Raw genomic sequence first — 21994 nt, 5'->3', positions numbered from 1 at the left:
GAAGCCATGTCGGGCTATGTTAAAATAATTAAAGTGTCTCGAGAGGAGGTAGGGGATGAATCGGTTCATCCGGAATTCTGGTTTTTATTTGATTCTTTTTTTAGTTGTGGTGGGGATAGTCCAGTTCGTCAGCAATGGCGGCGAAGCCACCGATAATCCTAGATATGATCAGTTACGCGCGCAAATCAAGGCCAACAACGTCTCTGAATTGACAGTTCAATTCAACGGTCAGACGTATCTCGTGACCGGACAATATAGGGAGACGCCTGACGGAGCCAAATCAGAAAATTTCTCAACGTATATTCCTCCTACGGATGAGGCGATTAGTGAGCTTGTAGCTGCAAGCGAAACGAACAAATTCCAATATCATCAGGAACCAATGAAAGGTGACAGCATCTGGTTGACGTTGCTGACTTCCTTTATTCCTTTGATCATTATGTTCCTGCTGTTCTTCTTCCTGTTTAATCAGGCTCAAGGCGGCGGCGGTAAAGTAATGAACTTTGGTAAAAGCCGTGCCCGTCTTTATAACGAAGAGAAGAAGCGGGTTACGTTTGAAGACGTTGCGGGTGCTGACGAAGAGAAACAGGAGCTTGTTGAAGTCGTGGACTTCCTCAAGGACCCTCGCAAGTTCGCAGCAGTAGGCGCTCGTATTCCGAAGGGCGTATTGCTTGTCGGTCCTCCGGGTACCGGTAAAACATTGCTCGCTCGTGCCGTTGCCGGTGAAGCGGGTGTACCCTTCTTCAGTATTTCCGGTTCCGACTTTGTTGAAATGTTTGTCGGTGTCGGTGCATCTCGTGTACGTGATTTGTTTGAAAATGCGAAGAAAAATGCCCCATGTATCATCTTTATCGATGAGATTGATGCTGTAGGACGTCAGCGTGGTGCTGGCCTTGGCGGTGGTCACGACGAACGTGAACAAACGCTTAACCAGTTGCTCGTTGAAATGGACGGATTCGGTGCCAATGAAGGTATTATCATCGTTGCAGCAACGAACCGTGCTGATATTCTGGACCCTGCCTTGCTGCGTCCAGGACGTTTTGACCGTCAAATTACGGTTGATCGCCCTGACGTAAGAGGTCGTGAAGCGGTTCTGAAAGTACACTCACGCAACAAACCACTCACTAAAGATGTGAAGCTGGACATTATTGCGAAGCGCACGACCGGATTCTCCGGTGCAGATCTGGAAAATCTCCTGAATGAAGCGGCATTGCTTGCGGCGCGCCGTAACAGAAGAGATATCTCCATGAAAGAGGTAGACGAAGCGATTGATCGTGTCATTGTAGGTACGGAGAAGAAAAGCCGTGTCATCAGTGATCGCGAGAAACGTATTGTCGCTTATCACGAAGCAGGTCATACCATTGTAGGTTACTTCCTGGAACATGCCGATATGGTACATAAAGTTACTATTATTCCGCGTGGACGCGCGGGTGGATATGTAATCATGTTACCAAAAGAAGATCGTATGCTTGTGACCAAGCAAGAGTTGCTGGACAAAATTACTGGACTCCTTGGCGGCCGTGTTTCCGAAGAACTGTTTATCGGTGAAATCGGTACGGGTGCATACAGTGACTTCCAACAAGCGACGGGGATTGTCCGTAGCATGGTTATGGAATACGGTATGAGTGAGAAATTGGGACCTATGCAGTTTGGTAGTTCGCAGGGACAGGTATTCTTGGGTCGTGATATCGGTCACGAACAGAATTACTCGGATTCCATTGCTTACGAGATCGATCAGGAAATGCAACGCTTCATTAACGAATGTTATGAGAAGTGTAAAGACTTGCTTGTTAAACATTCGAAAGAAGTGCATCTGATCGCTCAAACGTTGCTGGAAGTGGAGACATTGGAAATGGATCAGATCAAGCAATTGATCGAGACAGGTTCCCTGACTCCAAAAGAAGAGAACAGCAACGATGGTGAAGGTACGCCTAGCGAAGGCGGAGAAGCGATCATTGACAACATCGGTGATGTACGCGTCCGTATCCAAGGTAAAGAGGAAACGCCTGAGCCACCAGCTGGAGATATTCCTAACGAAGCTCCGAATCTGGACAAAGGAAACAGCAATGGCCCGGATGATGGTGGAACGAAGCCAACCTCTTAAGTTATAAAACGATTTGGCTAAGCAAAGCAGATCTTGAAGAGAGCCCTAGGGCTCTCTTTTTTTTATGAATTAATTCAAATTATATAGATACAGATATCCGGGAGCTTTGGGGCGAACCGCGTAGGAAATGGGCGGTTATGCTGATATTATGGGGTGTTTTCATTTATTGACAGAGTCGTGAACGTTGTGTACATTAGGTGTTAAACCGCTTGTGATTCGTTTCTCAAGCGAAAAATAACGACTTAGGTTAGCCATATGAAACAGCGCATAGCGCTGTCCCGATAAAGGAGAGGATCGCAGGTGGAAGCTCTGGCTTTAGAGCGCAAGGCTGAGATGAACCGGGAGCTGCGCGAGCGGCTGATGGAGTTGAAGAAGGAACGTAATGCCATTATTCTTGCCCATTATTATCAACGTGACGAAGTGCAGGAGGTAGCCGACTTCCGTGGAGATTCGTTTCTGCTCGCTCAGAAGGCAGCACAAACGGATGCGGATGTTATCGTTTTCTGCGGCGTTCATTTTATGGGTGAAAGCGCTAAAATTCTAGCCCCGAACAAGACGGTTATCATTCCAGATGAACGCGCAGGCTGCCCAATGGCAGACATGGTGAATGTTGAAGGTCTGCGTAAATTGAAAGCACAGCACCCGAATGCCAAAGTTGTCACGTATATCAATTCTTCAGCTGAAATCAAAGCAGAGACCGACATTTGCTGTACGTCTGCCAATGCTGTCAGAGTCATTCAATCTGTGGATTCGGATGAAATCATCTGGGTGCCGGATAAGAACCTGGGACACTATGTGCAACAACATACAGACAAGAAAATGATTATCTGGGAAGGTTACTGCAATACCCATGATATGCTGACGGTCAAAGACGTGGTTGAGATGAGAGCGAAGTATCCAAACGCGGAATTCGTAGTTCATCCGGAATGTCGTCCCGAGGTTGTAGAGATGGGTGATTTCGTAGGCAGCACAACAGCCATTTTGGAATACTGCAAAAATTCATCAGCCAAGGAATTTATCGTAGGTACCGAAGATGGTACAGGATACCAGCTTCGTCTCGATAGCCCAGATAAACATTTCCACTTCGCTACCAAGTTTCTCGTATGTCCGAACATGAAGGTCAATAATTTGAAAAAGCTGGTTAAATGCCTGGAGACGATGAAGCCGCAAATTTACGTGCCACCAGCCGTTGCCGACAAGGCCAGAGAATCACTAGAGCGCATGTTACTGGTGAAGTAGCATGCGCTACTCTTGCTCCAAGACAGGTGAAATAACATGATACCGCAATATTTAGTTCAATTTGATCTGTCCGCACTGCCGACAGTGGAGACGGATGTGCTGGTTATTGGTTCAGGCATTGCCGGTTTGTTCACTGCGATTAAGGCTAGTGAACAACGCAGTGTGTTGATGATCACGAAGAAGTCATTGCTGGAAAGTAACACCCGGTATGCACAGGGGGGTATCGCTGCGGTTATCGCTGAAGACGATTCACCTGCCTACCACTTGCAGGATACCCTTGTTGCCGGAGCAGGCTTATGCCGCTCCGAGGCGGTGGAAGCATTGGTAAATGAGGGCCCGGATGGAGTGAAAGAACTAATTCGACTGGGCACGTTGTTTGATCTGGAGAACGGCGAGTTGGCATTGACGCAGGAAGGTGCGCATAGCCACCGCCGTATTTTGCATGCCAATGGGGATGCGACGGGATATGAGATTGTGCGGGCTCTGGCTGCACAGGCGAATGAACATCCTGGAATTGAGGTGTGGGATGAACATTTTGTTATCGACCTGGTCACAGAGCATGGAGAATGTGTAGGTGCTTTGGTTCAGAAGGCGGACGGTTCGAAGGTATTTGTGAAGGCACAGGCGACCGTCCTATGCTCCGGCGGGGCCGGACAGCTGTATCGATACACGACTAACCCGGAAGTAGCTACAGCAGATGGTATTGCGATGGCCTACCGTGCCGGAGCAGTCGTGCGGGATATGGAATTTATCCAATTCCATCCGACCTCACTTTGTTACCCGGGAGCGCCACGTTTTTTGGTATCGGAGGCTGTACGTGGGGAAGGAGCCTTTTTACGTAATGTGAAGGGTGAGCGCTTTATGGATCGCTATCATACACAGCTTGAATTAGCACCGCGTGATGTGGTAGCCCGGGCGATTGTCAGTGAGATGGAATCGACAAGCAGTACATTTGTTTATCTGGATATCACCCATGAACCGGCAGAGATGATTAAGCATCGGTTTCCTACCATTTACGAAACCTGTATGCGCTATGGACTGGATATGACCACAGACTGGATTCCAGTGGCTCCTGCTGCACATTACATGATGGGCGGAGTGAAGACCGATCTTAGTGGAGAGAGCAGCATTGGAAGATTGTTTGCTTGTGGTGAAGTATCTTCTACAGGAGTACACGGAGCGAATCGTTTGGCGAGTAATTCACTGTCTGAAGCCATTGTATTTGGCCGGAGAATCGTTGAGCGCATTCTATCTCTTCCCCCGCTTGCTCCACTAGAGACAGAGAGTTCAACACCTGTGATCATGGACAGAAGATTGAAGGGAGACCAGAGACCGGTATCCGAAAGACGTTTACGACTGCAAAAAATGATGGTGCGGCAAGTGGGATTGCGCCGGAATGGAGCAAACCTGCAAGAGGCCATGGATAAGCTGCAGCTTGAACTGCATTTTTTTGATCAGGTGCTTACTCACAAAGAAGAGATGGAATATGCCAACCTTCTGACCTGTGCCTGGTTGGTTACCAACGGAGCATTACACCGCAAAGAAAGTCGGGGAGCCCATTACCGTGAGGATTTCCCGAAACGGGATGACGCCGAGTGGCAGAAGCATAGTCTGCAGCAGCGAGAACAAGCGATTGTGGAGGAATTGATGTCATGATACTGAACGGATATAATGAAGGACTCATTGAATCGATTAAAAACTGGCTTCGTGAGGATGTCGGCGCAGGAGATGTAACGACCAGCGTGACGATTCCCCCAGGCAGCCAATCCAAGGCGATAATACATGCCAAAGACAATGGAATCATTGCGGGAATAGCCGTAGCTGAACTCGTATTTCAGGTAGTTGATTCAGGCCTTGTATTCACACCAAGGGTCAAAGACGGCGATGCAGTCACTCATGGCGCAATTTTGGCTGAAGTAGAAGGAAGTACGCATAGTTTGCTGACTGGAGAGCGTCTTGCGCTTAATCTGCTGCAGCGTATGTCCGGTATTGCCACCCGTACACGTTCTTATGTCGATGCCCTGGATGGACTTGCTACACGTCTGGTGGATACACGCAAAACAACACCCGGACATCGATTGTTGGAGAAATATGCAGTCCGGGTCGGTGGTGGAGCGAACCATCGGTTTGGCTTGTATGATGCAGTGATGATTAAGGATAACCATATCAAGGGCGCGGGTGGTATCACTGAAGCGGTACAGCGTGCACGAGCTGGCATTCCACATACCATGACCATTGAAGTAGAGACGGAAAATCTGGAGCAGGTGCAAGAAGCCTTGCAGGCAGGGGCAGATATCATTATGCTGGATAACATGCATCCAGATCGGATGCGTGAGGCCGTTGCGCTTATCCATGAGCAGGCTCCGCATGTGAAGGTTGAAGCTTCAGGCAACGTCTCGTTAAATACCATTCGTGGGATTGCAGAGAGCGGAGTGGATGTTATTTCGGTTGGCAGGTTAACCTATTCTTTTGAGAGCCTGGATATCAGCCTGGATTTAAACGAAAAGAAAGAGGGGTGAACCTCTTTGATTCTAGTTGTAGACGTGGGGAACAGCAACATTGTACTCGGGGTATATCAAGGCCGGGAGTTGCTGCACCACTTTCGTCTGAGTACATCTCGTCAGTCCACAGTGGATGAATACGGCGTATTGATTTATAATTTATTTCATATGTCGGGTATTTCCACACGTGATATCGAGGGTGTGATCATCTCATCCGTGGTACCACCACTGGTGAATGTCATTGAGGCCATGTGTGTGAAGTACGTAGGCAAAAAACCGCTGCTTGTTGGACCCGGTATCCGAACCGGTCTGAACCTGCGGTATGAGAATCCCCGTGAAGTTGGCGCGGATCGCATCGTTAATGCAGTGGCAGCCGTTGAGAAATACGGTGGCCCACTCGTTGTAGTCGATTTTGGCACAGCGACGACCTTTGACTGTATTGACGATAAAGGAAACTATTTGGGCGGGGCCATTGTACCCGGCATCCATATTGCAACTGAAGCGCTCTATGAACGGGCATCCAAGCTACCTCGCATTGAACTGGAGAAACCCAAGAAGGTCATTGGTCGTAATACCATCCATGCGATGCAGGCCGGAATCATATATGGCTATGCTGGTCAAGTGGATGGCATTGTGGATCGCATCCGTGAGGAAATGGGGGCAAAGCCCAAAGTGATTGCAACCGGAGGTCTTGCCAAACTGATTGCAGAAGAAACCCGCAGCATCGAGGAAGTGGATCCGCTGCTTACGCTTGAAGGGCTGCGTATCATTTATGAGCGGAACCGGGAAAGGTAAGAACAGAGACGGCAGACAGCGGGCTGGGATTACAGTCTTCGTGTTATGCCGTTTTATTATAACTGGCGATTACGCCAAAGGAGGCTGAATGACTTGGAAAACAATAACAAACAAGACCGGTTAATTCGTGGTACAGCAATGAATGGACGGGTTAGAGCTTTCGCTGTCCAGACGACGGAGCTGGTCGAAGAGCTGCGCAGAAGACATGACACGTTTCCCACGGCTACAGCTGCCATGGGGCGTACGGCTACAGCAGCAGCCATTATGGGTGCAATGCTCAAGGGAGAAGAGAAACTGACCATTCAGGTTAAGGGAGACGGTCCCATTGGGCAGATTGTTACCGATGCCAATGCCAAAGGCGAAGTTCGTGGCTATGTAACCAATCCGCACGTACACCTTCCGAGCAACAGTATGGGTAAATTGGACGTTGCGGGTGTAGTCGGAACAGAAGGATTTATTAACGTAACCAAGGACCTTGGCCTGAAAGAGCCCTATCGCGGAAGTGTGCCCATTATATCGGGGGAGCTGGGCGAAGACTTTACGTACTATTTTGCGAAATCGGAACAAACGCCTTCTGCCGTGGGAGTTGGCGTATTGGTTGATACCGATAATTCCGTTATTGTAGCGGGTGGATTCATTGTACAGTTACTTCCTGGGTTAACGGATGATGAAATCACCGAAATCGAGAAATCAATCGGCAACTTGCCGCCAGTCACATCTTTGCTGGCTGAGGGTTTAGAGCTGGAAGAGCTGCTCCGCCGGATACTGCCTGATGTACGAGTCATGGACGAAATGGATATTCATTTCCGCTGTGAGTGTTCGCGTGAACGGGTAGAGAAGACATTGATTAGCTTGGGCCAATCCGAAATGGAGCAACTGATCGAGGAAGAAGGCCGTGCTGAAGTGGTCTGCCAATTCTGCAACGAAGCTTACGAGTTTAACAAGGAACAACTTGAGACCATCCTAGAGCAAGCCAAGAACTGATAATATGCGGGGACGGGACGCGGAATGACAAAGCAGGAAAAAGGGTTATGGACAGCTGTAATTGTCTTAACGCTTGGCGTGTTGGTCATGGGTACGTTGATGGTTGTGCATGGTTTGCGGACTGGGCGTGATGAAGCGGATTCCACTCAGGATGCCAACCAGGAAGAAGGGAGTACTGTAGCCACGATCAATGGAGAAGTCATTACGGACAAGGAATGGACCGAGGCATTAAAAAAACGTTATGGAAGCGAGCTGCTGCTCCAGATGCTCAACCGCAAAGCCGTTTATGCGGAAGCGATCGACCATAATCTGACAGTGTCTCCCAAAGAAATTGCGAAGGAACTTGCCGCAGCTATGGACGGGTATGACTCGGAGAAGGCTTATTTTGACGAAATGCAATCTCAGCTTGGTTTATCCAGGCAGGATCTTGAATTAGAGGCGGGGTACAGACTGCTACTTGAGAAAATTGCAACAATCGGCATTCAGATCAAGGATGCAGATATTGAACATTACTGGAACGAACACCATGAAGACTATGTGTCCCCGGAGAAGTATGATCTGTCCATCATTGTACTGAAGGAAGAAGAGCAAGCGGAATCGGTTCTGGATGCGCTGGACAAGGGAGCTGACTTTGAAGAAACTGCACGGAATGAATCGACAGACAGTTATTCTCGTGACTCGGGAGGCCGACTGGGCTGGATTGAGCAGAATGATCCGTTCCAGCCCAAAGGAATCCTGAAACTTGCAGCGCAATTGGAAATTGGTGATATTGCAGGACCGGTTCAGGTTGAAGAAGGTTACGCTATCATCAAATTGAACGACAAGCAAGAGCGTCAAGTGCAGTCAGCAGAAGAGGCACGTGAAGAGATTCGAATGCAGCTGGCACTGAGTCAGGCTGATCCGTTGTCCCAAGTCGAGGAATGGCTGCGCAACAAGTACGAAGCTGTCATCATCGCCGAAATTCCGGCTTCCTGATATTCACTCAATTCAATATCCTGCTGCATCGTGATAAAAATACTCTGTCTACGGCCTTAGGGCCTAGGGCAGAGTATTTTTTTGAGAACTCATATTGACAATAGAGTATAACGTTGATAAGATAAAAACAATCAAATACCTACTCGTTTACTCGGAATAAAACCATGAAATTGCACAAAGAAATCTTCGGAAACCCAGTTTCTGCCCGGTCTATTGCAGACGGAATGAACTCAGACGGATTTCCGCAGTTCTTCTATAACATCTAGAGGCTGCTCGGCCACACATGTATATGGCAACAGGACTTAAGTAGTATTCATCCCACTAAGGAGGGCATTCATATGGCTAAAGTAGTTAATAACGTAACAGAACTTATCGGAGGTACTCCGCTTGTTCGTCTGAACCGTATCGTACCTGAAGGCAGTGCTGAAGTATTCGTGAAACTGGAATACCAGAATCCAGGTTCAAGCGTCAAAGACCGTATCGCGATTAGCATCGTGGAAGAAGCGGAAAAAGAAGGCAAGCTGAAACCGGGTGATACCATCATCGAAGCAACAAGTGGTAACACAGGAATTGGACTGGCTATGGTGGCTGCAGCCAAAGGCTATAAGTCTGTTATTGTTATGCCGGAAACGATGAGCATGGAGCGTCGTAACCTTCTTCGCGCCTACGGAGCTGAGCTTGTGCTTACACCGGGAGCCGAAGGTATGAATGGTGCAGTAAAAAAAGCTGAGGAATTGCTTAAGGAAAATCCATCTTATTTCATGGCTGAGCAATTTAAAAATAAAGCCAACGTGAAGATCCACCGTGAAACGACTGGCCCTGAGATTGTTGAAGCCATTCAATCTGTAGGTGGTACGTTGGATGCTTTCGTTGCAGGAATCGGTACCGGCGGAACGATTACAGGTACAGGTGAAGTGTTGAAGGAATCATTCCCTGGGATTAAAATCGTTGCCGTTGAACCAGCAGCTTCCCCAATCTTGGCAGGTGGCAAACCAGGCCCCCACAAAATTCAGGGAATCGGTGCTAACTTTATTCCTGAGATTCTTGATCAGGAAATCTATGACGAGATCATTCACATCGAGAATGACGATGCGTTTGAGACGGCTCGTCAGGTAGCGAAGGAAGAGGGCATTCTGTCCGGCATTTCTTCCGGTGCAGCTATTCGTGCAGGTCTGCAAGTGGCGAAACAACTGGGCGCAGGCAAACGCGTTGTGGTTATCGTACCAAGTAACGGCGAACGTTACCTCAGCACGCCTCTTTACAATTTCGAAGCTTAAGGTTAACCAGTGATGAAACAAATCCTCCTTGCCCGGATGTCGGGTGTGGAGGATTTTTTGCTGAATGCTTTTAAAAGCAGCGGCGCTTTAGTATACTATCAGACAATAGAACTAGCGACAGATGGAGGGCGGCAAACCGCAATGACACACCTGATGACAACATACGCCGACTGGACAGAGTGGGCCGGACAAGGATGGACCATGATGCCTTATATGATTAAGTCGGATGAAGGGCCGTATCATGGCGGTTTACCGTTAACGTGGGAAGCAGCTTGGCAAGAGGCTTCGCCTTATGCCATGGTGCTGGAGAATGGAAAGGGCGGAAGATATACATTTCTGGGGTTGCACCCGGTATCCGTTATTTCCGGCAAAGGCAACGAGGCTGTTATTCATGATCTTATTAAAAGCGATATCCAAACAGACAGCGGAAAACCGCTTGAGGTGTTACAAAGGTGGGCTGCGCCATACCGTGCACCCAAGGTGAGTGGGGCTCCGGACTTTGGTGGCGGATGTGCGGGTTATCTCAGCTACGACGTAGCCAGATCTCTGGAAAAGCTGCCAACTTTGGCTGAAGATACCCCGGCTCTTCCGGATTATTGGTGGATGCGTTTTGAAGAAATATGGGCGTATGACCATGAACAGCAGGCGCTGTTCTGCATGGTTCATCTGGCTGTGCAGCCGGATCAGGATGAAGCTCAGCTTCGCAGGCTATACACAGAAGCAGAAGAGCGAGCAGCAGCCATGCAGCACCGCTGGCTGCATATTCTGGGATTTGCACAGGCGGAAGAGCAACAGCAGGCATTGGAGCATCGGCATAGTCAGGTTCATCTCACTTCGCAGACAGCAGATTCGGATCGGGAGACGGAAGGATGGCATACTTCTTTTCCTCAAGAGGACTTTGAGCAGGCGGTACGCACGGTGCAGGAATATATCCGGCAGGGTGATGTGTTTCAAGTGAACCTGTCGCTGCGACAGGAGAAACGTCTGAAGTCCAGTGCAGAGCATATCTATGAATGGCTTCGCCTCGTGAATCCATCTCCCTACATGGGAATGCTGCGCAGTCCGGATTTCCAACTGGTGAGCGGTTCACCTGAGTTGCTCGTCAAAGTGGATAATCGCAAGGTGAGCGCTCGTCCTATTGCTGGTACACGGAGAAGAGGGCGGGATGAGGCTGAGGATGAATTGATGGTCGCTGAGTTGCTGAACAGCGAGAAGGAACGGGCAGAGCATATTATGCTGGTCGATCTGGAGCGCAATGATATCGGACGAATTGCAGCCTATGGATCGGTCCATGTGCCTGAGCTGATGACGATCGAAAAATATTCGCATGTCATGCATCTGGTTTCTCAAGTCGAGGGAACGCTGGCTGACGGACTCTCTGTATTCGATGTGATCGCAGCGACGTTCCCTGGTGGAACGATTACGGGTGCACCCAAAGTACGCACGATGGAAATTATTGAAGAGCTGGAGCCTGTGCGCCGCGGACCGTATACAGGTTCGATCGGGTGGATCGGTTACAGTGGGAACATGGAACTGAACATTGTTATTCGTACACTTTCCATTAAAGATGGCATGGGATATGTGCAGGCAGGAGCAGGCATTGTTATTGATTCCGATCCATACCGGGAATACAAGGAGTGCCGCAACAAGGCAAGAGCCATGATGAGAGCTGTGAATTACAGTGAGGAAGCTGAAGCCGTTAGATTAAAATAATCAAGCAACCGTCCCAGGTGTGGACGGAAGAACAGGAGGAACAAGGATATGATACTGGTTATCGACAATTATGATTCCTTCACGTACAACCTGGTTCAATATTTGGGTGAACTGGGAGAGACGGTGGAAGTTCGCCGTAATGATGAGATTGATCTGGCAGGCATCGAGGCATTGGCACCTGATCATATTTTGATCTCGCCGGGCCCATGTACTCCGAATGAGGCAGGCATCAGTTTGGCTGTCATTGATCACTTCAAAGGAAGCATTCCGATCTTCGGCGTTTGTTTGGGACATCAGGCGATTGGACAGGCATTCGGAGGCAACGTCATTCGAGCGGAACGCATGATGCATGGCAAAACATCGGAGATGCACCATAACGGAACATCCGTATTTACCGGATTGCCATCTCCCTTCACAGCAACGCGATATCACTCTTTGATCGTAGAGCGCAGTAGTCTGCCAGATTGTCTGGAGATTACGGCTGAGACGGCAGAAGGCGAGATTATGGGCCTGCGCCACAAGGATTACGCCATTGAAGGCGTTCAGTTCCACCCCGAATCCATTATTACGGATCATGGTCATCAAATGCTGCGTAACTTCCTGTCTCAGCACGTAAAGGTATAACGATGAAATATGCCGCGATAAACGGAGCATTGGTCAATATGGCGGCAGCCGTGGTTCCGGTAACGGATCACGGCTTTTTGTACGGACTCGGATTGTTTGAGACGTTTCGGACGTACCATGGAGTTCCTTTTCTGCTGGAACGTCACTTGGAACGAATGGCTTCTGGGTGCCGTGAGCTGGGCATTCCTTTTACAACAACAGCAGCGGAGGTAACGGACTGGATCAAAAACCTGCTGCTTGCTAATGGACTCCAGGATGCCTATGTGCGCTATACGGTATCTGCGGGCGAAGCACCGCTCGGGCTCCCTTCAGGGGATTATGGGAAACCCAATCATATCGTATTGGCAAAACCACTACCTGAACCCTCCCCATCGCTATATGAAAATGGAAAAATGCTGCAACATCTCTCGACGCCCCGTAACACGCCTGAAGGAGAGGTGCGGTTCAAATCGCTGCATTACATGAATAGCATTCTGGCGAAACGGGAGCTGAACGGATACGGGCAGCCTGTGCAGAGTGCGGAAGGGCTGCAATTAACCCGAGATGGCTATATAGCTGAGGGTATTGTCAGCAATGTGTTCTGGGTGGGAAAAGGCGTACTCTACACGCCAGCACTTGCGACTGGCATTTTGCCAGGAATCACAAGAGCCGTCGTACTGGAGCTTGCAGCACAACAAGGAATGCCTTGCCAGGAAGGTTTGTTCCCTTGGGAGGAACTGTTACAGGCAGACGAGATCTTTTTGACAGGCTCTGTTGCTGAACTCGTTCCAGTTACTATATTACGGGATCTGGATGGAACGGAAACGGTAATCAGTAGCGGACATATAGGCCCGGTTACAGAAGCGCTTTTGGGTATGTACCGGCAGAAAGCGGGGTATACTTCATGACACTTACACCAGTCATCTATGAACGGAATTATGCGTGTGGCCCGGCAGAGTTAAAACTTGGCACACGTACGCTTATAATGGGCATTCTGAATGTCACACCGGACTCCTTCTCGGATGGGGGACGTTATACCCGTGTGGAGCGAGCGGTGGCTCACGCCATTCAGATGATGGAAGACGGCGCGGATCTCATTGATATTGGAGGGGAATCTACACGTCCGGGTTCAGATATCGTTGGCGCTGATGAGGAGCTCAGCCGGATCATTCCGGTCATTGAGGCACTGCAGCAGCAGGCTCCACATATTCCGATTTCGGTGGACACCTATAAGGCGGATGTTGCTCGGCAGGCTATTCAGGCTGGTGCACACATCATCAATGATGTGTGGGGTGCCAAGGCTGACCCCGAGATGGCACGCACTGCCGCAGAACTGGGATGCCCTTTGATCCTGATGCACAACCGGCATGAACGAGACTATACCAACTATCTGGTTGATGTAGTCAGTGATCTTCAGGAAAGTATACAGATCGCGTTGGAGGCTGGCGTACATCCTGATCAGATTATTCTGGACCCGGGCATTGGCTTTGTAAAAGATCTGAACGAAAATCTGGCGCTCATGTCATCGCTAGGATTGCTCAATGAGATGGGATATCCTGTTCTGCTCGCTACCTCGCGTAAAAGATTCATCCAGAACACCTTGCAGGTACAATCGGATGATGCGCTGGAAGGTACAGCCGCTACGGTTGCTTTTGGCATAGCCCAAGGATGCCAGATGGTCCGGGTTCATGATGTGAAGCCGATACGACGTACGGTGGACATGTGTGATGCCATGCTATATGCATCTCCAGGCTTGCGGAGGACATAATGCTGGCGGGTCTGGTGACCCGTCCAGTTGAAGCGTAGCGTTTTACAATAGGAACGAACATCGAACCATGATTTCAATATATATAGAGGGCAGGCGGAACTTATGGATAGAATGGTATTGCATCGAATGGAGTATTACGGATATCACGGCGTATTTGCCGAGGAACGGAAGCTGGGGGCGCGTTATTATATTGATTTGGAGATCGATATGGATCTGGGCGAGGCTGGGCGTAACGATGATTTGACCAAAACCATCAATTATGCGGAAATCCATGAGTTGGTAAAACAGATCGTCGAAAATAAATCATTCCAGTTAATTGAAGCTTTGGGCGAACATATTGCATCTTCGTTACTTGACACTTATACTGTTATCAATGCATTGACAGTCAAAGTGACGAAGCCGCATCCGCCGTTTGATATTCATTTTGGGGGCGTGACGGTAGAGCTTCGCCGCACAAGAAAGTGAGAACCGATCATGATTGCACATTCGACCTCTGAATCTTCAGAGGCTTATATTGCTTTAGGGGCTAATTTGGGTGACCGGGAACAGACGCTGCTTGAGGCATTAACGTTGCTGGATGCACATCCTCATATATCCGTCCTGCGCTGTTCTGCGCTGTATGAGACGGAGCCAGTAGGTTATGTGGACCAGCCAGCGTTTCTGAATATGGCAACGGCGGTAGAGACCACACTTTTGCCGGAGCAGCTGCTCACGGAACTGCTGGATATTGAAACACGGCTTGGGCGAGTTCGTGATATCCGTTGGGGCCCGCGTACAGTCGATTTGGATCTGCTTTGGATGGATGGAGAGACGAGTGATACCGAACGGCTGCAATTGCCGCATCCACGGATGGGTGAACGGGCGTTTGTATTGGTGCCGCTGGCTGACATCGTAACCGAAGATGAGCATTCAGGTTTGTATACTTTTGTGCATTCATCATTGTCTGTACTGGATGGAAAGGATGGAATACAGCTTTGGAAAACGTGCAATTGGCCAATCGAATCCGGGCTTTCCGGAAGCTGAAAGGTTTAACACAACAGGAACTTGCTGCGGAGACAGGCATATCGCTGGCCACTCTGGGTATGATCGAACGGGGCAACCGCAAGGTATCCGAACGGGAGTTGAATCTTATTGCCGGGGTACTGTTGATCAGTACTGAGGAATTACAGGGTAACTAAGCCGCTTTTTTATGAACCAGAAAACATCGTCATTATCCGTTTATTTATACAGCAAATTAACCACAGCCAGGATTTATGCAAGAGTCTGCGGATTGAAAAGGGAGTGGAACGACTACCATGCTTAAAATTGGTGACATTGAAATGAAAAACCAGGTCGTACTTGCGCCGATGGCTGGCGTGTGTAATCCGGCTTTTCGTCTGATCGCAAAAGAATTCGGAACAGGTCTCGTATGTGCAGAGATGGTGAGTGGCAAAGCCATCGTGCATGGCAACAAGCGTACACGTGAGATGTTGTTTGTAGATGAGCGTGAGAAACCGCTGAGCCTGCAAATTTGGGGGGGAGATCGTGAAGCCCTCGTAGAAGCAGCCAAAATTGTGGACAAAGAAACCAATGCAGACATTATCGACATCAACATGGGATGCCCTGTGCCAAAAGTGACGAGCTGTGATGCAGGTGCACGCTGGTTGCTTGATCCGAACAAAATTTATGAGATGGTATCCGCTGTAGTGGACGCGGTAGATAAGCCAGTTACAGTCAAGATGCGGATCGGCTGGGATAACGAGCATATCTACGTGGTTGAGAATGCACTTGCGGTTGAACGGGCCGGTGGACAGGCGGTCAGTGTTCACGGCCGTACGCGTGAGCAGCTCTACACAGGTACAGCGGACTGGTCACACATCAAAAATGTAAAAGAAGCTGTCTCCATCCCGGTGATCGGCAATGGAGATGTATCTTCACCAGAAGATGCCCGTCGCATGTTGGATGAAACCGGTTGTGACGGCGTTATGATCGGTCGTGCCGCCCTGGGTAATCCATGGATGCTGTATCGTACCATTCAATACCTGAGTACGGGTGAATTGCTTCCTGACCCAAATGGAGAAGAGAAGATCCGTGTGGCCATCCTGCATATGGATCGCCTGATCGCACTGAAGGGTGAGGCGGTTGCCGTACGAGAGATGCGTAAACATCTGGCTTGGTATCTGAAAGGCCTCAAAGGTTCTGCACGTATCAAGGATGTTATTATGGAAGAAACGAAACGGGATGAGATGGTTCAAATCTTGAACAACTTTGTAAGTGGGCTGCATATTGAAGGCAATCTGGAGCAAGAATCGGCAGTAGTCGAAAATGTATCCTGAACCGGGGCTGTGAAACGTTTACAGCTATAGGGGCCTAACATTGACTTTTCGAGACCGTTACCCTATAATTTCACAGTATAAATTCGCCATGTGCGTCATAAGGCTAGTGCATCAGGAGGAACGTTCTGTTTCTCCGGAGAACTTCATATAGTTTTTGAAGATGTATGCGGGCGGAGCTCTGTAAACAGCACTGGTTCCGTTGCCGTGCAATCAAATTATTCCCATGACAGGAGAATCGGTTGAGATGAGCGATAAGGAAGTTATCCTTACACCAGAGGGACTTAAGAAGCTTGAAGAAGAACTGGAAATGCTAAAATCGGTGAAGCGCCGCGAAGTGGCTGAACGGATTAAAGTGGCCATCGGGTATGGAGATATTAGTGAGAACTCCGAATACGAAGACGCGAAGAACGAACAGGCTTTCATTGAAGGCCGCGTGATCACGTTGGAGAAATTGCTCCGGAATGCACGGATTATCAATAGCGACGAGATCGATACCGAAGCCGTAAGCGTTGGTGCGACAGTTACAGTAGAAGATCTTGAGTTCGGCGACATCACTGAATATACGATCGTAGGTACTGCGGAGTCGAATCCGCTTCAGAACAAAATATCGAACGAAAGCCCTGTTGGAAAAGCCATTCTGGGTAAGAAAAAAGGTACGGTTGTTGATGTAAGCGTGCCTGCTGGCGTAATTCAATATAAAATTGTAGATATTAAAAAGTAATATAAGCAATGAAGCAGTCGGGCACTGAGACAAAAGCTTCCTTAGGGAAGCTTTTTTCAACATTTGAGGAAGAACACCTCTGAAGATGTCTGCAATGTAAATAAGGAGATGAATATAGATCATGACGGATGAAGTCTTGAATCAGGAAACCGAACTAAGTGAGCTTTTACAAATTCGCCGCGACAAATTGGACGAGCTCCGCAAATTGGGGATCGACCCTTTTGGCCAAAAATACGTACGTACGGAAGAAGCCGGCTCCATTCTGAAGAAGTATGATGAACTGACCAAGGAAGAGCTGGAAGAGAAGCACATCGAAGTCAGTATTGCCGGACGGATTATGGCGAAGCGGGGAATGGGTAAAGCGAGCTTTGCACATATTCAGGACCTGAGCGGCAGAATCCAGATCTATGTTCGTCAGGATACTGTGCCGGAAGACAAATACGCTGCATTCAGCCTGCTTGATCTGGGGGATATTGTGGGTGTCTCGGGTGTAATCTTCAAGACCAAGACAGGTGAAACTTCGGTTAAGGTTCAAAATCTCGAAGTACTGTCCAAGTCACTCTACCCGCTTCCGGATAAATATCATGGACTCGCGGATGTGGAGCTGCGCTACCGCCAGCGCTATGTTGACCTGATTATGAATCGTGAAGTGCAGCAGACCTTCATTACCCGTTCCAAGATCATTCAGTCGATGCGCCGGTATCTGGATTCCCTGGGCTATCTGGAAGTGGAAACTCCGACGCTGCACACCATTGCTGGTGGAGCTGCTGCCCGTCCATTCATCACGCATCACAATGCGCTGGATATGGAATTGTACATGCGGATCGCGATTGAGCTTCACCTGAAACGTCTGATTGTAGGCGGGTTGGAGAAAGTATATGAAATCGGGCGTGTATACCGTAACGAAGGGATGTCGACACGTCACAACCCTGAGTTCACGATGATTGAACTTTATGAGGCATATGCTGATTATCAGGATATCATGCGTTTGACTGAGAATCTTGTTGCCCATATCGCACAGGAAGTGCTTGGCACGCAAGTTATCCAATATGCAGACTATCAAGTGGATCTTACGCCACAATGGCGCCGCGTTACGATGGTAGATGCTGTTAAGGAAGTTGTGGGTGTGGACTTCTCCGTGCATATGACAAATGAGGAAGCTCACCGTTTGGCGAAAGAACATAAGGTTCCAGTTGAAAAACATATGACATTTGGGCATATCCTGAATGCATTCTTCGAACATTTTGTAGAGGAAACGTTGATTCAACCAACCTTTATCATGGGGCATCCGGTTGAGATTTCTCCGCTGGCGAAGAAGAGTGATGTAGATCCACGTTTCACGGACCGCTTCGAGCTGTTTATCGTTGGACGTGAGCATGCCAATGCCTTTACGGAGCTGAATGATCCAATCGATCAGCGTCAGCGCTTTGAGGCACAATTGCTCGAGAAAGAACACGGAAACGACGAAGCGCACGAAATGGATGATGATTTCATCCGAGCGCTCGAATATGGTATGCCACCAACAGGTGGACTGGGAATCGGTATCGATCGTCTGATCATGTTGTTGACCAATTCGCCGTCTATCCGTGACGTACTGCTCTTCCCGCACATGCGTCCTCGTACACAGGATTAAATAAGGAACGTTTAACGCGTTCATAATAGAAGAGGAACCTGCCGTTCAGTATGTTGCTGGTGGCAAGTTCCTCTTTAGGTTTACACAGGCATCGAAGTGATTCGTCCGAGCCTGTTTTTCCAAAGTTTGGTGACAGACCTTGTTCGCCTATCTGCTTGTAATATGTTAAAAGAGGTGCCCTCCATGAAGTTTAGGCTTCACATTGCTAAATTCCTATCGCCTCCATTGATCCTGGTTGGTGGTTTTATGCTAATTATCACGATCGGTACGATTCTGCTCATGTTGCCTGTATCCAATCAAAGCGGAAGGCATTTGGCGTTTATTGATGCGCTGTTTACTTCGACTTCTGCTGCATGTGTGACCGGGTTAGTTGTTGTGGATGTAGGTACGACCTTTAACCTGTTTGGTCAGATCGTGATTATGGTGCTTATGCAGCTTGGTGGTCTTGGCTTCATGACGATTGCAACGCTGTTTGCATTGGTTCTGGGCAAGCGAATCTCGCTTAAGGACAGGCTGCTGCTCAAAGAAGCTATCAATTCTGACAGTATGGAAGGCATTGTACGCATTATACGCAAGGTGCTGATCTTTTCGTTTACCATCGAAGGAGTGGCTGCCATTATATTGGCAGTGCGCTGGGCAACGGAAATGCCTTTTGGACAGGCGGTATACTATGGCGCTTTTCACTCGGTTTCATTATTTAATAATGGTGGTTTTGATCTGTTTGGGAACAGTTTTCAATATTATACAGGGGACTGGCTGTTTAACGTCACAGCTTCCGTGCTGGTTATATCGGGTGGACTCGGATTTGTGGTGTTGAATGATTTGTTTGAGTTTCGCAAGCGACGTCGTTTATCATTACAGTCCAAACTGGTATTGTCTGTATCGGGTGCACTGATTGGTATCGGTGCAATTGTACTGTTTGTATTTGAATTCACCAATGGGCACACACTGGCTTCTCTTAGTTGGAGTGAAAAGATCTACGCCTCCTTCTTCCAATCTGTCTCCACACGTTCTTCGGGTACGAGCACCATTGATATTACCGAAATGAGGCAGGCTACCCAGTTCTTCTTTATTCTGTTGATGTTTATTGGGGCATCTCCAGGATCAACCGGGGGCGGGATCAAGACAACAACGTTCCTGATCATGATCGGGGCGGTGTATGCCATGATTCGCGGTAATAAAGATATTGTGTTTTTCCGTCAGCGTGTTCCCAAAGAGCTATTGATGAGAGCGTTGACGATTATTATGGTCTCCCTGATCATATTCATGGTCGTGGTGATGCTTTTGTTAACGACAGAGGATGCCCCATTTCTTGCACTTATGTTTGAGGCGGCCTCAGCGATCGGAACGGTAGGTTTGTCGGTGGGAGTAACGCATGAATTAACCGATTGGGGCAAAATCATTATCGTTTTTACCATGTTTATAGGACGGATTGGGCCATTAACCATTGCATACGCGCTCCGTCCACGCAAAGAAAAGAAATTGTATCGCCATCCGGAAGGTCGGATTATTATCGGATAAAAAGAAAAACCGTCAGGCATCTAGGACTAACCCTAATATGGATATATAAAGGGTAGTCACAACGAATGCCTTGCGGTTTTTTTGTTTTATAGAAGTATTTACCCGGTTCCTGTTGTGTGATGGATAGAGCTGTATTTAATTGCGGGACTGAATGCTATTCTGGATCCCGGCATAACGTTACAAGATGCATGGTAAGAATGTCATCCATGATCTTGGTGTTCATTTGGTCAGGACGAAGAATCGCATGAATTCCCAAACCGTCGATCAAAGCGTACAGCCGTTCAATTTCCAGTTCCTTGTCGAGATCTGTACGGGAGAGATTGAGCTCCATAAGGTAGGTGATAACCGTAGCCATCGCGTGTCTGAGTTCATCATATAATTTGTCGGCATGCTCTTTGAGAGCGGGTTCGGTCTTGGATTTGGCTGTAAAAGCGTACCACACCTCCATTTCGGCCATTTTTTCATCCGTACTTGGCAAGAGTTCTAGCAACAGAAGCTTCATATTCTCCAATGGAGAAGCATCAAAGGACATCTGGGCAATTCGATTCGAGACCCGTTCCGATACCAGATTCATTGCATATAGGAGTAGTTCCGATTGGGTTGAAAAGTAGTGGCGCATAGATCCGGCTGATATGCCAGCCTCTACTGCAATATTTCGAACAGAGGCTTGTTCCATGCCATCTCTTCGAATGACGCGCCAGGCCGCTTCAGCCACGAGCAGACGCTGCTTATCATGATCAACTATTTTAGGCATAAAAGGATTATATCATTGTTGATTATTATAATACAAACGTGTTAAATTGTATTTAATACATTTGTATTATAAAGGGAGTGGATTCTTTGATTGCCTATTTTATCATTGGATGTGAGATTGCTTTCTGGATATTTGTTGCCGCAGGTCTGAGTGTGCGTTATCTGCTTGGGATGAAACGGATAGGGATGGCGCTGTTATTGGCGACACCCATTGTGGATGTTCTTCTTATGATTGCGACGGTAATGGATCTTCAACGTGGGGCTACGGCAAGTATGGTTCATGGCATTGCAGCGATATATATAGGTGTGAGTATTGCCTATGGTCATCAGATGATCGCTTGGGCTGATCGTTATTTCTTGTACTGGTTCAAGGGTGGAGATAATCCTCGGAGCAGCAAGGTGTACGGCAGTGAGCATGCTAGTCGTGAGAGAATGGGATGGCTTAGACATCTATTGGCGTGGAGTATAGGTAGCTTGTTTCTGCTCGCGATGATCTGGTGGATTGGTGATGCGGAGCGTACTGCGGCATTCTCTAATCTCATAAGGGTATGGGGAATCATACTTGGGATCGATTTTATAATCAGCTTCAGTTATAGCTTATGGCCTCGAAAGATGCCTGTGAACAAAGTGAAGTAACATATAACTGGATAAGGTGGGAGAACGTGCGGATTATCCGTGAGAGAAAGGTGATCCGCATAGATATAATTTATTGAAAATAAAGCTTGCAATCGAAATCTGTACATGGTATATTCTAATTCCGGCCAAGAAAACACGAGAAACACGGTGCGGCAAGCAAATCAAATAAGCTTCGTAAGAAACTTAAAAAAAGAGCTTGCAAAGTTGGTTCGGATGTGATAAGATATAAAAGTTGCTGTGGCGAACAACGCACAACAATGAAATAAGTTTGATCTTTGAAAACTGAACAACGAGTGAGTAATGATCTTGCTTGCAAGATCGACGCTGAGAAATCGGTATTTGTCTTCGGACGGTATGATTTTCAAAGCACAAATGAGATTTTTAATCTCGTCAGATTCAAAATGAGCTAATCGCTCTTTTCAATACTTTATTGGAGAGTTTGATCCTGGCTCAGGACGA

The 21994-nt window shown here is 48.1% G+C and carries 21 protein-coding genes; 20 read left to right on the top strand and 1 reads right to left on the bottom strand.

What is annotated here, in order from left to right:
• The first annotated feature begins 55 nt into the window (after positions 1-55).
• The 19 genes from ftsH (at position 56) to ACFTRD_RS31080 (ending at position 20146) form a co-directional block, all read left to right on the top strand.
• Entirely contained in the window at positions 56-2101 is a 2046-nt protein-coding gene (ftsH, locus tag ACFTRD_RS31170) for an ATP-dependent zinc metalloprotease FtsH (protein ID WP_192272260.1), read from the top strand.
• Between the two features lie 300 nt (positions 2102-2401).
• The gene (gene nadA, locus ACFTRD_RS31165; RefSeq protein WP_379386803.1) at positions 2402-3340 is read left to right on the top strand and encodes a quinolinate synthase NadA; all 939 of its coding nucleotides are present in this window, start codon (positions 2402-2404) and stop codon (positions 3338-3340) included.
• Positions 3341-3376: 36 nt separating this feature from the next.
• The gene (gene nadB / locus ACFTRD_RS31160; protein ID WP_379386801.1) at positions 3377-4996 is read left to right on the top strand and encodes an L-aspartate oxidase; all 1620 of its coding nucleotides are present in this window, start codon (positions 3377-3379) and stop codon (positions 4994-4996) included.
• Positions 4993-5859, top strand: a complete 867-nt coding sequence (gene nadC, locus ACFTRD_RS31155; RefSeq protein WP_379386799.1) for a carboxylating nicotinate-nucleotide diphosphorylase — start codon at positions 4993-4995, stop codon at positions 5857-5859. The genes nadB and nadC overlap by 4 nt, the downstream gene beginning before the upstream one ends.
• Positions 5860-5865: 6 nt before the next feature.
• Positions 5866-6636 carry a type III pantothenate kinase gene (locus ACFTRD_RS31150; RefSeq protein WP_379386797.1) on the top strand — a complete coding sequence of 257 codons (771 nt, stop codon included), beginning with the start codon at positions 5866-5868 and terminating at the stop codon, positions 6634-6636.
• A 93-nt stretch (positions 6637-6729) separates the two neighbouring features.
• Positions 6730-7620: an Hsp33 family molecular chaperone HslO gene (gene hslO / locus ACFTRD_RS31145; RefSeq protein ID WP_379386795.1), complete on the top strand. Its 891-nt coding sequence runs from the start codon at positions 6730-6732 to the stop codon at positions 7618-7620.
• Positions 7621-7644: 24 nt separating this feature from the next.
• Positions 7645-8595 (top strand): peptidyl-prolyl cis-trans isomerase, encoded by a 951-nt coding sequence (locus tag ACFTRD_RS31140; RefSeq protein ID WP_379386793.1) that lies wholly within the window; start codon positions 7645-7647, stop codon positions 8593-8595.
• 338 nt (positions 8596-8933) lie between these two features.
• Positions 8934-9872 (top strand): cysteine synthase A, encoded by a 939-nt coding sequence (cysK, locus tag ACFTRD_RS31135; protein WP_062329357.1) that lies wholly within the window; start codon positions 8934-8936, stop codon positions 9870-9872.
• A gap of 141 nt (positions 9873-10013) precedes the next feature.
• Complete coding sequence (locus ACFTRD_RS31130; RefSeq protein ID WP_379386865.1) at positions 10014-11585, top strand: anthranilate synthase component I family protein; 1572 nt, start codon at positions 10014-10016, stop codon at positions 11583-11585.
• 48 nt (positions 11586-11633) lie between these two features.
• The gene (pabA, locus tag ACFTRD_RS31125) at positions 11634-12209 is read left to right on the top strand and encodes an aminodeoxychorismate/anthranilate synthase component II (protein ID WP_192272270.1); all 576 of its coding nucleotides are present in this window, start codon (positions 11634-11636) and stop codon (positions 12207-12209) included.
• A gap of 2 nt (positions 12210-12211) precedes the next feature.
• Positions 12212-13096, top strand: coding sequence for an aminotransferase class IV (locus ACFTRD_RS31120; protein ID WP_379386790.1), 885 nt, complete (start codon positions 12212-12214; stop codon positions 13094-13096).
• Positions 13093-13956, top strand: a complete 864-nt coding sequence (gene folP / locus ACFTRD_RS31115; RefSeq protein WP_379386788.1) for a dihydropteroate synthase — start codon at positions 13093-13095, stop codon at positions 13954-13956. The genes ACFTRD_RS31120 and folP overlap by 4 nt, the downstream gene beginning before the upstream one ends.
• A 102-nt stretch (positions 13957-14058) precedes the next feature.
• Positions 14059-14421 carry a dihydroneopterin aldolase gene (gene folB, locus ACFTRD_RS31110; RefSeq protein ID WP_379386786.1) on the top strand — a complete coding sequence of 121 codons (363 nt, stop codon included), beginning with the start codon at positions 14059-14061 and terminating at the stop codon, positions 14419-14421.
• Positions 14422-14430: 9 nt separating this feature from the next.
• Positions 14431-14979 carry a 2-amino-4-hydroxy-6-hydroxymethyldihydropteridine diphosphokinase gene (folK, locus tag ACFTRD_RS31105; protein WP_192272278.1) on the top strand — a complete coding sequence of 183 codons (549 nt, stop codon included), beginning with the start codon at positions 14431-14433 and terminating at the stop codon, positions 14977-14979.
• Complete coding sequence (locus ACFTRD_RS31100) at positions 14931-15134, top strand: helix-turn-helix domain-containing protein (protein ID WP_192272279.1); 204 nt, start codon at positions 14931-14933, stop codon at positions 15132-15134. Before folK ends, ACFTRD_RS31100 begins: the two co-directional genes overlap by 49 nt.
• A 117-nt stretch (positions 15135-15251) precedes the next feature.
• Positions 15252-16271: a tRNA dihydrouridine synthase DusB gene (gene dusB / locus ACFTRD_RS31095; protein ID WP_379386783.1), complete on the top strand. Its 1020-nt coding sequence runs from the start codon at positions 15252-15254 to the stop codon at positions 16269-16271.
• 244 nt (positions 16272-16515) lie between these two features.
• Positions 16516-16992, top strand: coding sequence for a transcription elongation factor GreA (greA, locus tag ACFTRD_RS31090; protein WP_076292137.1), 477 nt, complete (start codon positions 16516-16518; stop codon positions 16990-16992).
• Positions 16993-17113: 121 nt separating this feature from the next.
• Entirely contained in the window at positions 17114-18625 is a 1512-nt protein-coding gene (lysS, locus tag ACFTRD_RS31085; RefSeq protein WP_379386780.1) for a lysine--tRNA ligase, read from the top strand.
• A 183-nt stretch (positions 18626-18808) separates the two neighbouring features.
• Complete coding sequence (locus tag ACFTRD_RS31080; protein WP_379386778.1) at positions 18809-20146, top strand: TrkH family potassium uptake protein; 1338 nt, start codon at positions 18809-18811, stop codon at positions 20144-20146.
• Positions 20147-20300: 154 nt separating this feature from the next.
• Here the strand turns inward: ACFTRD_RS31080 and ACFTRD_RS31075 are convergent, their stop codons facing one another.
• Positions 20301-20900 (bottom strand): TetR/AcrR family transcriptional regulator, encoded by a 600-nt coding sequence (locus ACFTRD_RS31075; RefSeq protein WP_379386776.1) that lies wholly within the window; start codon positions 20898-20900, stop codon positions 20301-20303.
• Positions 20901-20977: 77 nt separating this feature from the next.
• On the opposite strand from ACFTRD_RS31075, the gene ACFTRD_RS31070 reads away from it, so the two are divergent.
• The gene (locus tag ACFTRD_RS31070; RefSeq protein ID WP_379386774.1) at positions 20978-21535 is read left to right on the top strand and encodes a hypothetical protein; all 558 of its coding nucleotides are present in this window, start codon (positions 20978-20980) and stop codon (positions 21533-21535) included.
• Positions 21536-21994: the final 459 nt, after the last annotated feature.

Origin of the sequence: Paenibacillus sp. NPDC056933 (assembly GCF_042674385.1) — a bacterium.
Classification (GTDB): Bacteria; Bacillota; Bacilli; order Paenibacillales; family Paenibacillaceae; genus Paenibacillus.
Note: the sequence above shows the minus strand (reverse complement) of the source record. Positions and strands in the feature narration are given on the sequence as shown.